This is a genomic window from Pseudoalteromonas sp. APAL1 (genome assembly GCF_021532475.1).
Lineage (GTDB): Bacteria > Pseudomonadota > Gammaproteobacteria > Enterobacterales > Alteromonadaceae > Pseudoalteromonas > Pseudoalteromonas lipolytica_C.
The window spans coordinates 61,199-77,167 of sequence record NZ_JAKGAW010000006.1 but is presented as its reverse complement, the minus strand read 5'-3'; the positions used below and the strand labels follow the sequence as shown (position 1 = coordinate 77,167).

12 protein-coding genes are annotated in these 15,969 nt (G+C 39.6%); all 12 read left to right on the top strand.

Features of this window, described 5'->3' with window-relative positions; all coding sequences use genetic code 11:
* Nucleotides 1-120: 120 nt before the first annotated feature.
* Entirely contained in the window at nt 121-516 is a 396-nt protein-coding gene (locus L1264_RS04750) for a hypothetical protein (protein WP_138557581.1), read from the top strand.
* Between the two features lie 125 nt (nt 517-641).
* Nucleotides 642-1,103 (top strand): GAF domain-containing protein, encoded by a 462-nt coding sequence (locus tag L1264_RS04745; RefSeq protein ID WP_135924823.1) that lies wholly within the window; start codon nt 642-644, stop codon nt 1,101-1,103.
* Nucleotides 1,100-1,378, top strand: a complete 279-nt coding sequence (locus L1264_RS04740; RefSeq protein ID WP_135924820.1) for a hypothetical protein — start codon at nt 1,100-1,102, stop codon at nt 1,376-1,378. Before L1264_RS04745 ends, L1264_RS04740 begins: the two co-directional genes overlap by 4 nt.
* A gap of 14 nt (nt 1,379-1,392) precedes the next feature.
* Nucleotides 1,393-2,043: an RNA chaperone ProQ gene (gene proQ, locus L1264_RS04735; RefSeq protein ID WP_138557580.1), complete on the top strand. Its 651-nt coding sequence runs from the start codon at nt 1,393-1,395 to the stop codon at nt 2,041-2,043.
* 27 nt (nt 2,044-2,070) lie between these two features.
* A complete protein-coding gene (gene prc, locus L1264_RS04730; protein WP_135924815.1) occupies nt 2,071-4,095 on the top strand; it encodes a carboxy terminal-processing peptidase in 2,025 nt (674 codons plus the stop codon).
* Nucleotides 4,096-4,270: 175 nt separating this feature from the next.
* Entirely contained in the window at nt 4,271-5,752 is a 1,482-nt protein-coding gene (nhaC, locus tag L1264_RS04725) for a Na+/H+ antiporter NhaC (RefSeq protein WP_135924812.1), read from the top strand.
* Nucleotides 5,753-5,797: 45 nt separating this feature from the next.
* Nucleotides 5,798-8,392 (top strand): aminopeptidase N, encoded by a 2,595-nt coding sequence (gene pepN / locus L1264_RS04720; RefSeq protein WP_199526428.1) that lies wholly within the window; start codon nt 5,798-5,800, stop codon nt 8,390-8,392.
* On the top strand, nt 8,392-8,613 hold the full coding sequence (locus L1264_RS04715; protein WP_199526429.1) for a DUF2835 family protein: 222 nt from the start codon (nt 8,392-8,394) through the stop codon (nt 8,611-8,613). The genes pepN and L1264_RS04715 overlap by 1 nt, the downstream gene beginning before the upstream one ends.
* 309 nt (nt 8,614-8,922) lie before the next feature.
* Nucleotides 8,923-11,007, top strand: coding sequence for a DUF1302 domain-containing protein (locus L1264_RS04710; RefSeq protein ID WP_235403682.1), 2,085 nt, complete (start codon nt 8,923-8,925; stop codon nt 11,005-11,007).
* Nucleotides 11,008-11,019: 12 nt separating this feature from the next.
* Nucleotides 11,020-12,384: a DUF1329 domain-containing protein gene (locus L1264_RS04705; protein WP_135926279.1), complete on the top strand. Its 1,365-nt coding sequence runs from the start codon at nt 11,020-11,022 to the stop codon at nt 12,382-12,384.
* A 124-nt stretch (nt 12,385-12,508) separates the two neighbouring features.
* A complete protein-coding gene (locus L1264_RS04700) occupies nt 12,509-13,513 on the top strand; it encodes a WD40/YVTN/BNR-like repeat-containing protein (RefSeq protein WP_199526430.1) in 1,005 nt (334 codons plus the stop codon).
* Nucleotides 13,513-15,837, top strand: coding sequence for an efflux RND transporter permease subunit (locus L1264_RS04695; RefSeq protein WP_135924801.1), 2,325 nt, complete (start codon nt 13,513-13,515; stop codon nt 15,835-15,837). The genes L1264_RS04700 and L1264_RS04695 overlap by 1 nt, the downstream gene beginning before the upstream one ends.
* Nucleotides 15,838-15,969: the final 132 nt, after the last annotated feature.

Sequence of the window (15,969 nt, the reverse complement as noted above, 5' to 3'; positions counted from 1 at the left end):
TTTTGTTTCTACAGCCTTTCCTCAGTTTTACAAATTACGACTATTGTCGATATTTCGCATTTCAACCACTTAGTCCATGCTTTACGTATCTCGTATTATCTTTGTGAAATTAGGGAATTTATGAAACATCGTTTAGCAAAGAGTGTAGGACTTTCATTATTATCGCCCGTTATCGTAGGTTGTATCCTCGGCCTTTATTATGCTTTTACCTTAGATGGTAATGGGCTGAGTATTTTTTTTAATCTACTTGTCAGTGCAATCGCTAATGCGCACATTGTGGGTCTTACAATGGCGGCGTTTGTAGTGCCGGGTTATTTACTTATGTATAAATATGCAAAAGTAAACTATTCGGGCGTTTTGACACTGGGATTATTAGGTGGGGCAATTTTTAGTTACTTGTTAAGTGCAACTACAGGGATGGCATTTGTAATCAATGCAGTAATGTCTGCCTTAGCAGCAGGGCTGTTTTTATTTGGTTTAAGACAGGGGTTAGCAACCCAATCTCCACATCAATAGCAGAATATTTAATCAAGCTAGCTTATTTTAAGGGCAAATTGTTTTTTTTTGCCCTTAAAAGGTTTCATTTATTGCTTACAAAGAGTACCTTTAGCTACTGTATGTTTAATAAGAAGTAGTTTGGTATGCAAAAGCAGGATTTTTACCAGTCATTAGTTAAACAAGCTGAATCACTAATTGCAGGTGAATCAAATGTCATTGCAAATATGGCAAATTTAAGTGCGTTGTTGTTTACCTCTTTAGAGGATATAAACTGGGCGGGCTTTTATCTAATGGATTCTCCCGAAGAATTAGTGTTAGGGCCGTTTCAAGGCAATCCAGCATGCATCCGTATTCCAGTAGGTAAAGGAGTATGTGGGACTGCTGCACAAACACAACAAACACAATTAGTTGAAGATGTTCACGCATTTGCAGGTCATATTGCATGTGATGCAGCATCAAATTCTGAAATTGTTGTACCTGTTTTTAAAGATGGTAAAGTGTTTGCTGTACTTGATATTGATAGCCCGAGCATTGGCCGTTTTGATACTGATGATCAAGCTGGTTTAGAAGCATTGGTAAAATGCTTTGAGGCAAATCTAAAATGAAAGATCTGCTAAATGTGCAAGATTACCTTTTTGCGATTCACGATGTAGGTGATTGGGAAGGGGAAGAAGAAGTTGTTGCTGAAAGGCTCAACGACTTGATTCACATGGCTTGGGATCGTCTACCTGATGACCTTGACTGTGAATCAATTGATGAAATTATTAATGGTATTTGGGAACACCTTCGCGGTGATTTAGCGCTTATTGAAGCGGACTTCGAAGAGTTGACCGACTGGGTAACACACTATGTCGATTCATCACTTGATGAAAAGATGTAATAAAAGGTTCTAACATGGAAACCACAAACAAGCTAAAAGATATTAATGAAGTACTGGATTTCTTATACCAAGAATTTCCACAATGTTTTAAACAAAAAGACGGCATTCAACCGCTAAAAGTAGGTATTTTTAAAGATATCGCTGAGCGCATTGAAGGTTCTGAGAAAGTAAGTAAAACTCAGGTTCGTCAAGCGCTAAGAAAATACACCTCTAATTGGCGTTATTTAGAAGCAGTAACTAAATCTGAGTTTCGTATCGATCTTGATGGTAATCAAGACGAAAAAGTGGAACAAGAACACGTTGAACATGCACAAAAAGCGTTAGAAGAAAGCCGTGCAAAAATGGCTAAACGCAAAAAGCAACAACGTCCACGCAAAGACGGTGACACAAAATCTTACAAAAAGAATACGGGTCATCATGCAAAATCAGCTGAAAAAGGCGCTAAAGTTAGCAATAAGCCTGCAAAAGCTGCACCTGCAAAACGTTCTGGAAAAGTTGAACCTTTACCTGCCTCTGAGGTCAAGGTAAATAGCAAAGTTAAAGTTAAACTTGGCCAAGCACTTGTTAATGCGGTTATTACTGAAGTGAACAAAGATGAGGTTCATGTTGAGTTAGTAACAGGGATGCAAGTTAAGACCAAAGCAGACAGCCTGTATATCATTTAATAGCTGTAAAAAATTAAGGAGTTGTGTATGAGTAATAAGTTTACGCTCATTCCGTTAGTCGCTGCCCTGTTTTCAGGTTCATTATTGGCATCTACAGACAATCTTACTGTTGAAGATTTGCCTATTCTTAAGCAAGAAAGCCAGCATAGTACGGCTAGTAAACGGGTGACAAACTTATTTACTCGTGCACACTACAAACCTATTCGTTTTAACGACGAATTATCTGAACAAGTTTTTGATCGTTACATCGAATCCCTTGATTTCAACAAAAGTGTTTTTTTAGCTTCAGATATTGCATCATTCTCGCAATATAAAGACCAGTTTGATAATGCACTTTCGACAGGGAAGCTTGGGTTTGCTTTTGATATTTTTAACTTAAGCTTAAAACGACGTTTTGAGCGTTATGATTATTCATTGTCATTACTTGATAAAGAAATGACTTTTGATAAAGAAGATGAATACATGTTCGACCGCGAGGACGCGAGTTGGGCAACAACTCAGGCTGAGTTAGATGAGTTATGGCGTCAACGAGTTAAATATGATGCGTTACGCTTAAAAATGACAGGTAAAGATTGGCAAGGCATTAAAGATGTTTTAACCAAGCGTTACCACAATGCGCAAAAACGCTTAGTACAAACAAATAGTGAAGATGCGTTTCAAATTGTAATGAACTCGTTTGCACGAAGCATCGAAGCGCATACTTCTTATTTATCTCCACGACGTGCTGAACAATTCAAGATGGATATGGACCTTGAGTTAGAAGGTATCGGCGCAGTCCTTAGTTATGATGAAGATTACACAGTAATTCGTAGCCTAGTACCAGGTGGTCCAGCAGATAAGTCAGAGCAAATTAAAGCTGATGACCGTATTATTGGTGTTGCCCAAGAAGGTGAAGACTTTGTTGATGTTATCGGTTGGCGCTTAGATGATGTTGTTGAGCTTATAAAAGGTCCAAAAGGCACCAAAGTTCGTCTGCAATACTTAAAAGGTGCAGATGCTCACGGTACACCTAAAGTGGTTGAAATAACCCGTGATAAAATTCGCTTAGAAGACCGTGCTGCCAAATCAAATGTGTTTGAAGCAAAGTATTCAGATTTAACCAGTAAAATCGGTGTGATTGAAATACCAGGCTTTTACAATAACCTATCACAAGATGTAAAAGTTGAGCTTGCTAAATTAAAAGAAGCTAAAGTTGATGGTATTATCATCGACTTACGTCAAAATGGTGGTGGTTCTTTATATGAAGCGACACAACTTTCTGGTTTATTTATAGATCAAGGCCCGGTCGTTCAAATCCATACACTAAATAATCGTATTGAAGAGCAAAAAGACCGTGATGGTGTGACTTTTTATGATGGCCCATTAACGGTATTAGTTGACCGTTATAGTGCCTCTGCCTCAGAAATTTTTGCTGCGGCAATGCAAGATTATGGTCGTGCAATTGTGATTGGTGAGCAAACATTTGGTAAAGGCACTGTACAGCAGCATAAACCGCTTGGCCGTGCTTACGATTTATATGATCATCCATTAGGTAGCGTGCAATATACGATTGCAAAATTCTACCGTATCAATGGCGGCAGTACACAGCACAAAGGCGTGATACCAGACGTATCTTTCCCTTCAGCTATCGATCCTGCAGAGTGGGGCGAAAGCCAGCAAGATAATGCACTACCTTGGGACAGCATCATCCGTGCTAAATACAACTCAGTTGATAACCTAAAACCAGCTATCTCTTACGTTAATAAGCTTCATGATGCACGTATTGCAAGTGAACCTGAGTTTGGCTATGTGTTTGATGACATTAAGCGCTATCAAGAAGAGAAAGACCGTAAGACTATCTCACTAGTTGAAGCTGACCGCTTAAAAGAGAAAGACGAAGGCGAAGAGCGTGCGTTAGAGCGTGCAAATGAACGTTTGGTTCGTCTGGGTGAAAAGCCGGTTGAGAAACTAGACGACTTACCTGATGTGCTTGATGATTTAGACCCATTCTTAGAAGAAGCGGCTCTGATCACTCAGGACTATATTAAATATGGTCGTATCGCGAAAAAATAATTAGCAATTTTTTAGCAAAATTGTTCAATAAAAAGGCGCTTAGGCGCCTTTTTTGCTACCTAAAACAGGTCATCTTGTTATAATGAAAAATCTGATAGCCTTAAACTATAAGGGTTTGAGGCTTATGAACAATAATAATTAAACACGCCATATAAGACGTGTAGGAGACTATCTTTTGAATTCAGTTGAAGATAAACCTGTTAAACAGGCCAGCTTTTTGGACGCCCTGATCCCAATTTCAGTGCTGGTTTGCCTGCTAGGTGCAGCAGTTTACTTATTCGGTGATAACTCATCATCGGGTCCAAATCAAATCGCATTATTATTTGCCACCTTTACTGCCGCATTAATTGGCTTAAAAAATGGTTATACCTGGAAGAAACTAGAACAAGCCATGATAGAAGGGATCACTTTGTCTCTTGGTGCAATCATCATTCTTTTGATGGTCGGTGCTTTAATTGGTACTTGGCTACTTTCAGGCACTGTACCAACCTTAATTTACTATGGTTTACAGATCATTAATCCAAGCTGGTTTTACGCAGCTAGTTGTTTAATTTGTGGCATTGTTGCGATGAGTATCGGTAGCTCATGGACTACAGCTGCGACCATTGGTGTTGCACTGCTTGGTGTCGCAACAGGCCTTGGCCTTGAACAAGTTGTTACTGCGGGGGCGGTTATTTCTGGTGCTTACTTTGGTGATAAGTTAAGTCCATTATCAGAAACCACTAATTTGGCACCGGCTGTTGCGGGAGCTGATTTATTTGAACATATTCATCATATGCTCTGGACAACAGTGCCAAGCTTTATTATTGCGTTAATTATTTTTATTTTTATGGGATTTAATGCAGGTGGTTCGACAGAAGCAGGCCGTATTGATGAAATCGTTAATTTATTAGAGCAAAACTTCAATATTGGCTTTGAGATGCTAGTGCCGTTAGCTGTATTACTTTTCTTAGCGATCCGTAAAATGCCAGCATTTCCTGCAATTTCTATCGGGGCAGTATTAGGTGCGATTTGGGCGATGTTATTTCAATCAGATTTAATAAATAGCCAAATTGATGCATCACAAGGCCACGCGATTGGCTATTTTAAACTAGTTTGGACAACCTTCTTCGACGGTTTCAGTATCGATACTGGCGATGAAAAAATGGACTCACTATTAAGTGGTGGCGGTATGGCAGGCATGCTAACAACAACTTGGCTGATTATGACAGCCTTGATGTTCGGCGCTATTATGGAAAAAACCGGTTTACTTGATATGTTCGTAAAGAGCATTTTAAAAATAGCAAAAAGCACAGGCTCGCTTATTACTGCCACTATCGCAACCTGTATTGGTACAAATGCGGTAGCAGCTGACCAATATATTGCGATTGTTGTTCCTGGTCGAATGTTTAAAGACGAGTACGAAAAGCGCGGTTTGAAGCCAGTTAACTTATCTCGCACATTAGAGGATGGCGGTACTATTACAAGCCCACTTATACCTTGGAATACCTGTGGTGCTTACATGCAGAGTGTTTTATTAATAAATCCATTTGATTACGCTATGTATGCATTCTTTAATTTAATTAATCCATTCTTAGCGGTTGTTTACGCCTATTTAGGTATTAAGATTTTACGTATTACCCCAAAACACGTTAAACAAGAAGCTAGCGCTGAATAATAAACTTAGGCCCTGTATAGTTGCAGGGCCATTTTGGAGCCAGTTATGTCTGCTACGAGTAAACCTCAAGCTCAATATTTAAAAGATTATCAAGCCCCTCAATTTTCAATTCAACATATCGATTTACGCTTCGAATTAGCGCCTTTACAAACGTCAGTACAGTCTACAATGACAATCAATCGTACTGATGAAAGTAATTCGGACCTTGCTCTTGATGGTGTTGATTTAACGCTTATCTCAGTGGTGGTTGATGATAAAGCCTATGATGATTATACACTCGAAGATGAAAAACTAATCATTCATAACCTACCAGAAAACTTTATTCTGAAAATAGAAAACCATATTGATCCGCAAACGAATACTTCACTAGAAGGTTTGTATTTGTCGGGTGGTGCTTACTGTACGCAATGTGAAGCCGAAGGTTTTCGAAAAATTACTTATTACCTCGACCGTCCAGACGTACTTGCCAGTTTTGATGTGACTATTATTGCTGACAAAAAATATACTCACTTGCTCTCAAATGGTAACCAAATTGAGGCTGGTAACTTAGATGACGGTCGGCACTTTGTAAAATGGCAAGACCCATTTAAAAAGCCTAGCTACTTATTTGCATTAGTCGCTGGTGACTTTGATGTGCTACGTGATCATTATACAACCAAGTCAGGTCGCAATGTTGAATTAGCGTTATTTGTTGATAAAGGAAATTTATCAAAAACACCTCATGCTATGACATCTCTCAAAAAATCAATGCGATGGGATGAAGAGCGCTTTAACCTTGAATACGATTTAGATATTTACATGATTGTCGCTGTTGATTTCTTCAACATGGGCGCGATGGAAAATAAAGGTTTAAATATCTTTAACTCTAAATGTGTTCTGGCGAATCAAGAAACAGCAACAGATAAAGATTACCATACAATTGAATCCATAGTCGGACATGAGTACTTCCACAACTGGACAGGAAACCGAGTTACATGCCGTGATTGGTTCCAATTGTCTTTAAAAGAGGGATTGACTGTTTTCCGCGATCAAGAGTTTAGTAGTGATATGGGGTCGCGAGCACTCAATCGAATTGATGCGGTTAAAGTGATGCGAACGCACCAATTTACTGAAGATGCGGGGCCTATGGCACACCCAATTCGCCCTGAAAAAGTCATCGAAATGAACAATTTTTACACGGTTACTGTGTATGACAAAGGGGCTGAAGTTATTCGTATGATGCATACCTTACTGGGAGAAGAAAAGTTCCAACAAGGTATGTCATTGTATTTTGAGCGTCATGACGGACAAGCTGTTACCTGTGATGATTTTGTTGCTGCTATGAGTGATGCATCAGGTATCGATTTAACGCAATTTAAGCGTTGGTATAGTCAAGCTGGTACGCCAAAACTTAATGTAGAACAAGTTTACGATGAACAAAAGCAGACCTTCACACTCAGCATTGAACAGTTTGCTCCTGATAATCAACCTGACAATGCCTTATTGCATATTCCGTTTGCTATTGAGCTTTTAGACAGTGTAGGGCAGTCACTACCTCTTGTGATTAATAACCAGCCACAAGATTCGGTATTAAATGTCACTGAAAAAACACAGCAGTTTGTTTTTGAAGGGATTAAACAGCGTCCAGTCGCAGTGCTGTTAGAGGACTTCTCTGCGCCATGCATTGTTAATCAAAACACTTCTGCTGCTGATCTGTTACATATTATGCGTTTTGCCCGTAGTGACTTTTCGCGCTGGGATGCTCAACAACGCTTATTTACTAATGAGATGAAACAAGCTGTTGCATCTGGTGATGCTAACTTATCAGATGAAATAATTAATGCGCTTAAAACACTTATTGATGAGCGAGATGGTGATCTTGCACTAATTGCAGAACTGTTAAAACTACCCAGTTACGATACTTTAGCCTCGGAATACTCAATCATTCCTGTGGATGACATCATCGCAGTGCATAATACCTTTGAAGCGCAAATTGCAAGCAGTTTAGCTGACTCTTTTGTTAATTGTTATAACGCTCTGTTGGATGATGGATCAACCTCTGCAACTGCTGTAGCCATACGTGCTCTTAAACAAGTTTGCTTGTACTATTTAGCTAAAACAAATCACAACTCAGTAAATAGCTTAATTAATGAGTCTGCTCACAGTAGTAATATGACGAATGTATTGGCAGCATTAAGTGCTGTTGTGAAAGCTAACCACCCATTATGTGACACATTACTTGATGAATTTGATGCAAAATGGCGTCATGATGTACTTGTGATGGATAAATGGTTTGCACTGCAAGCGATGAAAGAGACAGCGAGCAGTATTGAAGACATTAAAGCTCTTTATAATCATCCAAGCTTCGATTTTGGAAACCCAAATCGTGTACGGGCATTAGTTGGCAGCTTTAGTCATTTTAATATTACCCAATTCCATCGTGCAGATGGTAAAGGTTATGAACTTTTGGGTGACTTATTAGTTAAATTAAATGATATTAACCCTCAAAATGCATCGCGAATGCTAACCCCATTTATGTCATGGCGACGTTACGACGAAAATCGTTCAGCAGCTATAAAAGCGCAGTTAATGCGTTTAGCAAATTTAGAAGGGTTAAGCGATGATTTATTTGAAAAGGTTGAGAAAGCACTTGAAAGCTAATGAGAGAATACTATTTTGCTTTGTACCTTAGTTATGCTGAATGTCTTGATTACTATCATGGTAAATATAAGTCTGTTCAGGTAACAGAAGACGGCGGTAAAGTCGTACGATTCGATGCTCGTTATTTACGCCCGCACATTTCTTCTTTAGGAATAAGAGGGCGCTTTCGGCTAACATTAACCGATGAAAATCAGTTTATAAAATTAGAGAAAGTGAGTTAAAAAGCAGCTATAGCTGCTTTTTTATTGCTCAGTACCCAGTAAAAAAGCCTCATTTGTAGTTATTTTCTTGCTCTTCAAAACAGTAATTTTATTATATTTTTGTTAATTCGATTTGTTCTATTGTTAATTTACGTGTATAAAATATCTGGTATGACGTCTTACCAATACGTAAACGTCACATTTTTAAATAAATATTAACCGATTGAACGCGTTCTATATTGTATTTTTATTGTTTCGCTTCTATCGTTAGAAAGATACTAAAAACAACAATTTGATCACAGAACAACCCGTTACAGGGGGATGAACACAATGATAAAACGATCGCTTTTTGTTAAAAACAAAATAGCTTTGGGACTCGCGGCGGCTACACTCGGAATCTCAAGTACATCTTTGCATGCAGCAAACTTCGAGTTAGGGGACTTTGACGTACGTTTTGACTCTAACTTTTCTTATGGTCAAAGCATTCGTGTTGAAGACCGAGATTTTAAACATATAGGTAAAAGTAATAATCCTTCATTTGATTGGACAGGTTATCATTCTGCGTTAAATCCTATTTATTCTTCTGCGGATGTTTGGAACCAACCTGGTGCCTACTCTAATAATGGTGATGCAGGGAATTTAAATTTTGATAGTGGTGATTCATTCTCAAAATTATTAAAGGGCAACCACGAGTTATCAATTAGTAAAGATAACTATGGTTTCTTTACACGCTTTATGTATTTTTACGACTTTGCATTGATGGATGGCGATTTTGCATATAGCAATCCTACATCAGGTAACAAAGTAGACCCATGTGACGATGATGACACTAAAGAACAAGTATGTGCTGATTTACGTTTATTAGATGCGTACGTTTGGGCAAACTTCGATTTAAATGAAGGTCGTAACCCTCTGTCTATTCGCTTAGGTCAGCAAGTTGTAAACTGGGGTGAAAGTACCTTGATTTCTCATGGTATTAACGTTAACCCAGTTGATATCGATCGTTTAAAAGCGCCAGGCGCTGAGTTAAAAGAAGCCTTTATCCCTGTGGGTATGCTTTGGGCATCACTTGGCATTACAGATAACTTAACACTGGAAGGCTTTTACCAATATGAATGGCATGAAACACGTCTTCCAGCTGCTGGTACGTACTTCTCGACTAACGATTTCGCGTCAGAAAATGGTTATCAGCAAAATATTCAACTAGGTTTTACATCAAACCCAGATATCGATTTAGCATTCTTAACAGAAAGCTTAAACAGCTTAGACGATATTGTGCGTTCGCAAGGTGTTGATCCAACATCTGCGCAAGGTCAAGCTATGATGGCGCAAATGTATTTAGCTTATCCGACTAAAGTAGCTCTTAAAGGTAAGGGCAGTGCGGGTAAAAATGAGCCAGATGATGGTGGTCAATATGGTTTACGTTTAGGTATGTTTTTACCTGAATTAAACGATACTGAAGTGGCTTTATACCACATCAATTACCATAGCCGACGCCCAGTAATTTCTGGTCAAGTGTCTAATTTTACAGCTGGTGCTATCGCGGCTGATATTGGTATGTTGTTATCTACAGAAATCACTGAAGATAATGTAACTAGCTTACAAGCATTCACCAAAGGCCAATTAGAATACCCTGAAGATATTAAGCTTTATGGTATCAGCTTTAATACATCATTAGGCGAGACTGCTTTCGCTGGTGAATTTGCATTCCGTCAAGATGAGCCACTACAAATTGATGACGTAGAGCTTCTTTATGCGGGTATGCCAGAACAACTAGCCGTGGCTGGAATTCGACCTGACTTTGCGGGTATTTCGCAAATGAGTCTGGGTGATGCTACAAGTGTTGTAGGTCCTGGTGAAGTGGCGCAAGGCTTTATATTACGCAACACAGCACAATTACAATTTACAGCAACATATCTATTTGGCCCATCATTAGGTGCAGACAGCTGGGCGGTTGTTGGTGAAATCGGTGGTGTGCGCATTAATAATATGCCTGAGTACGATGAGCTGCGTTTAAACGTTGCAGGTACGGGTCGAAGCGGCATTATGCAGGGGCCACTGAGCGATGATTATTCAACCCTTCATATGGGTTTATCGAATGGTCCTGAAACGAATCCGTTCCCAACAGCATCGGCATGGGGTTATCGTTTAATCGCTAAAGGTGATTACTATAACATTTTCAACGGTGTTAACTTCTCGCCACGTTTTGTGTTCTCACATGATGTGAATGGTATTACACCTGATCCGATGTTCTTATTTGTTGAAGACCGTAAATCACTCGGTGTAACGATGAACTTCAACTATCAAAATGCGTGGTCATTCGACTTTAGCTATAACTCTTTCTGGGGTGGTGGCGCGACGAATACATTCTCTGACCGCGATTATGTTTCATTTAATATTAAATATTCAATCTAAGGGTAAATTATGATTATTAGAAAACCTACCCTCATTGCTGCAGCTTTTTGTAGCGTTTTCGCAAGCTCTAGTGTACTTGCAAAAATTACTGCTGATGAAGCAGCACGTTTAGGTAATGACTTAACGCCAATTGGCGCAGAAAAAGCAGCTAACAAAGATGGTTCTATTCCAGCTTGGACGGGTGGTATCACAACCCCTCCTGCAGACTATAAACCAGGCATGCACCACCCAGACCCATTCGCTGATGATAAAGTGTTGTTCACCATCGATAAATCAAACGTTGATAAATATAAAGAGTACTTGAGCCCTGGTCAGGTTGAATTATTCAACACTTATCCAGACACGTTTAAGATGAACATTTATCCAACGCGTCGTAGTGCGTCTTATCCGCAGTTTGTTTATGATGCGACTAAAAAATACGCTACGACAGCCGAGTTAGTTGAAGGTGGTAACGGTATTAAAAACACAGCTGTGGGTGTACCTTTCCCAATTCCTAAAGATGGTTTAGAAGCAATTTGGAATCACCTTTTACGTTTCCGTGGTTTATCAATTGAACGCTCTGGTGGTCAAGCAGCACCAACAGCGTCAGGCTCATATAATTATGTTGGTTTTGAAGAGCAACTTTTAGTTGAATATTCATCACCAGATGCAACGCCAGAAAAACTGCAAGAATCTAATATCTTGTTTAAGTTTAAGCAAAAAGTAACTGAGCCAGCTCGTCTAGCAGGTACTGCGTTATTAGTTCATGAAACTATGGACCAAATCTTAACGCCACGCCAAGCATGGACGTACAACTCAGGTCAGCGTCGAGTTCGTCGTGCACCTAATGTTGCATATGATGCACCAGGAACAGCGGCTGATAGCTTACGTACCACTGATGACTTTGATATGTTCAACGGTTCTCCTAACCGTTACAACTGGACATTAAAAGGTAAGCAAGAGCTTTATATTCCATATAACAGCTATAAACTTCACAGCGATAAGTTAAGCTATGATGATATCTTGCAAGCTGGTCACATTAACCCTGAATATGTTCGTTACGAAAAGCACCGTGTTTGGGTTGTAGAAGCAAACCTGAAAGAAGGTACGCGTCATATTTATAAGAAACGTGTTTTCTATATTGATGAAGATAGCTGGCAAGTACATGTAACGGATATTTATGATAACCGTGACCAAATGTATCGTGTAGCAATGGCACATGGTCTTAACTACTATGAAGTACCGACTCATTGGAGTACGTTAGAAGTTTATCATGACCTTAACTCACGTCGTTACCTAGCAATTGGTTTAGATAACCAAGAAAAAATGTATGATTTCTCACAATCATTCAATGATAACGAGTTCACTTCAAGCGCTTTACGCCGCGAAGGTCGTTAAACAATCTAAGGCACCTGACTTCAGGTGCCTTTTGCAATTCGCGTAAGTCATCAAGACACGCAATTGGTTTTCCCAGTGGCTTTTTTGACTTCTCTTTTTATCTTTTCGAAGGCGATTTATCTTTATGAAGTATTTGCTTTATGCCTGTCTTGCTTATAGTGCTTCATGTTTTTCTCAAGACATGCCCACACCGCAACAAGCGATTAGTGCCGTTAATGCAAACAAAACTCTACTCACTGACATCGAATTGGTCGGTGAAAAACTGGTTGCTGTTGGTAAACATGGTGTGGTTATCACTAGTACTGACGCACAAACATGGCAGCAAGCCAGTGTACCAACACAAGTATTACTCACCGCGGTTGATTTTTACAATGACGAATTAGGCTGGGCTTGTGGCCACGATGCCACTATTATCAACACCGTGGATGCTGCTAAAACTTGGCAGTTACAACAATCTTTACCAAACATGGATAAACCATGTTTAGATATTCTTTTTACATCTGAAAGCCATGGTTATGCAGTGGGTGCATACGGCATGTTTTTTGAAACCACTGATGGTGGCCAAACATGGCAGAAACGTTTTTTAGATAGCTTGTTATTTGAAGATGATCGCGACTATTTGAATGATCTAAAAGAAACAGATCCTGAAGGATATGAACTTGAGACCGCATCAATTTTGCCGCATTTTAATCGTATAGTGAAAACTAAAGACCGATTAATCTTAGCAGGTGAAATGGGGCTAATGGCCGAAAGTGTTGATAATGGCCAAACATGGCAACGTCTTGAAGAGATTTATATGGGCTCTTTCTTTACGTTTGCGTCAACTGCAGATCAGGGTGGTGAAGACCTAGTTGCAGGTCTGCGTGGCAATATATTTACTCGTCAAGCAAATAGTGATCAGTGGTTACCAATTCAAAACACTAATTATGCCACCGTCAACAGCGCAATAAACCACAATAACGAATGGCTTTTATTTGCTAATAGTGGAGTTATTTTTCATGTTAAGGGTGATCAATTATCAGAAGAGCAAATGGCCGATGGCAAATCATTGCTCGACGGTGTTGTGTTTCAAGACAAACTAATTATGGCTTCAGAAAATGGCATTAAAGTGAAGGAGTTGAATCCGTAATGCGTGGTTTATTAGACTTTTTAGAAAGAGCGGTATTTCGTCATCGCTTGTTCGCAATTATTTCCTTTGCTTTGATCACCTGTTTTTTATTATTCAAAGCAACACAAATTCAATTAGACGCCTCGTTTAATAAAAATATCCCTCTTAATCATGAATACATGAAAGTATACACCAAACACGAAAAGCAATTTGGTGGTGCAAATAGCATTTTAATTTCGGTGTGTGATGCTGACGGTGATATTTTCAATGAAGAATTTTTTACCCAACTAAAAGCAGTTCATGACCAACTTTATTTTATTCCAGGTGTTAACCGTCCATTAGTTAATTCAATTTTCGCACCGAGTGCACGTTTTGTTGAAGTTGTTGAAGATGGCTTCGCTGGTGGTCCAATTATTCCGGCTAACTTCACAGCTGATAAACGTGGTCTTGCAGTTGTTAAAGAAAACATCGAAAAAGCAAAAGTAGTCGGCCGTATGATCGCTAGTGACTACTCGTGTGCAATGGTAACAGCCCAGTTACTCGAGACTGATCCGCAAACACAAGAAAAACTCGATACATTAGCCTTTGCTGAAAAACTAGAAACACAAGTTCGTGAACCGTTAAGTACTGATAAAGTCAGTATCCATATTATTGGTTTTGCAAAGATGGCAGGGGATGTAGCAGAGGGTGCTAAAGGCGTACTGTTATTTTTTGCAATCGCGATTGCTTTTACCTTTGTGATGGTTTGGCTGTTCTGCCACTCTTTAAAACTGACAATTTTACCGATTGCCTGTTCAATCATTGCCGTTGTTTGGCAGTTAGGTTTGTTATCAACCTTGGGCTTTGGCTTAGACCCTATGTCAATTTTGGTGCCGTTTTTAGTGTTTGCGATTGGCGTAAGTCATGGTGTGCAAATGATCAATGACATCGGTAAAAAAGTGACGTCAGGAAGCTCAACCCGGGTGTGTTGTCAGGCAAGCTTTAGAGCACTTTTGATCCCAGGTGGTATCGCGCTGCTATCAGACACAATTGGCTTCTTAACCTTACTCACCATTGATATTGGTATTATTCGTGAACTTGCCATCACCGCAAGTTTAGGTGTGGCTGTGATTATTTTCACAAACCTCGTATTATTACCAGTGTGGGCATCGTATATGCGCTTTGAAGGCTCAGTGCATATTCAAGCAGGAACACACTCAGACAAACCGAATTTCTTAGATAAATTGCGTGAACTGTTAGTAAAAGCGACGGACCGTAGAACCGCCGGTTTAATTATTGTGCTTACAGCGATATTATTTGCAGTGGGTTATTGGCAAGCTGACAAAATGCGCATTGGTGATTTACACGCAGGTGCGCCATCTTTGCACCAAGATGCCCGCTATAACCAAGACACCTTTTTGATTTCTGATAAATACACCATTTCATCAGATATCCTAAAAGTGATTGTAGAAGCGTATCCTGCTGCTTGTACTGAGCATGATGTGATGGAGCGTATTAGTCGTTTCCAATGGCAGATGGAAAACGTTGCAGGGGTGCAATCAGCAGTGAGTTTAAGCTCAGTTGCGCAATCTGTGAATGCCGGCTTCAACGAAGGTAACCTTAAATGGCAAAGCCTGCCGCGCAACACGGCAAGTTTAGTGCAAGCTACTTCACGCGTTGAAACAAGCTCAGGTTTACTCGATGGTAACTGCTCTGTAATGCCAGTGATTATTTTCTTAAATGACCACAAAGCAGAAACTATTGACCATGTAGTAGCGAAGGTTAAAGAGTTTGCTAAGGCAGAAGAAACGGATGAGTTGAAGTTTAAGTTAGCATCAGGGCCTGTGGGTGTAATGGCCGCAACCAACGAATCTGTATCAGCTGCACAGCTACCTATGATGCTTTACGTTTACGGCGCCGTAATCCTGCTATGCTTAATTAGCTTTAGAAGTGTTAAGGCAACGGTTGCGGTTGTATTACCTCTGTATATTGTATCAACTTTAGCGCAAGCCTTGATGGTACAACTTGAAATAGGTTTAACAGTATCGACACTACCAGTTATCGCTTTAGGTGTTGGTATCGGTGTTGATTATGGGATTTATATACTGTCATCAATGATGGGGCAGCTAAAACAAGGTGTGGCACTCGAAGTGGCTTATCGCAATGCATTAGCAGAGCGTGGCAGTGCAGTGTTATTCACGGGTATTACCTTAGCCATTGGTGTTAGCACATGGATTTTCTCTGATCTGAAGTTCCAAGTAGATATGGGTATTCTTTTGACCTTCATGTTTTTGGTTAACATGCTGGGCGCAGTACTACTTTTACCTGCAATTGGTAGCTTCCTCTGGACTGACCAGAAAAAATAATGTGAATAATTGTGCTCCAATATGGCCAGTAATGGCCATTTATATCTATATTTTGTGAATAGATGACCAAATAGCTGAAAAGCTTAAAATGATTTCATCGAAAAGGCTGTTTATTAGCTGCAAAAGAGTTAG

Excerpts from the sequence above, each read along its gene's own strand:
- L1264_RS04740 (WP_135924820.1), top strand. The coding sequence starts at position 1,100 with ATGAAAGATCTGCTAAATGTGCAAGATTACCTTTTTGCGATTCACGAT.
- proQ (WP_138557580.1), top strand. The coding sequence starts at position 1,393 with ATGGAAACCACAAACAAGCTAAAAGATATTAATGAAGTACTGGATTTC.
- prc (WP_135924815.1), top strand. The coding sequence starts at position 2,071 with ATGAGTAATAAGTTTACGCTCATTCCGTTAGTCGCTGCCCTGTTTTCA.
- L1264_RS04745 (WP_135924823.1), top strand. The coding sequence starts at position 642 with ATGCAAAAGCAGGATTTTTACCAGTCATTAGTTAAACAAGCTGAATCA.
- L1264_RS04700 (WP_199526430.1), top strand. The coding sequence starts at position 12,509 with ATGAAGTATTTGCTTTATGCCTGTCTTGCTTATAGTGCTTCATGTTTT.
- L1264_RS04695 (WP_135924801.1), top strand. The coding sequence starts at position 13,513 with ATGCGTGGTTTATTAGACTTTTTAGAAAGAGCGGTATTTCGTCATCGC.
- L1264_RS04750 (WP_138557581.1), top strand. The coding sequence starts at position 121 with ATGAAACATCGTTTAGCAAAGAGTGTAGGACTTTCATTATTATCGCCC.
- L1264_RS04710 (WP_235403682.1), top strand. The coding sequence starts at position 8,923 with ATGATAAAACGATCGCTTTTTGTTAAAAACAAAATAGCTTTGGGACTC.
- L1264_RS04715 (WP_199526429.1), top strand. The coding sequence starts at position 8,392 with ATGAGAGAATACTATTTTGCTTTGTACCTTAGTTATGCTGAATGTCTT.
- pepN (WP_199526428.1), top strand. The coding sequence starts at position 5,798 with ATGTCTGCTACGAGTAAACCTCAAGCTCAATATTTAAAAGATTATCAA.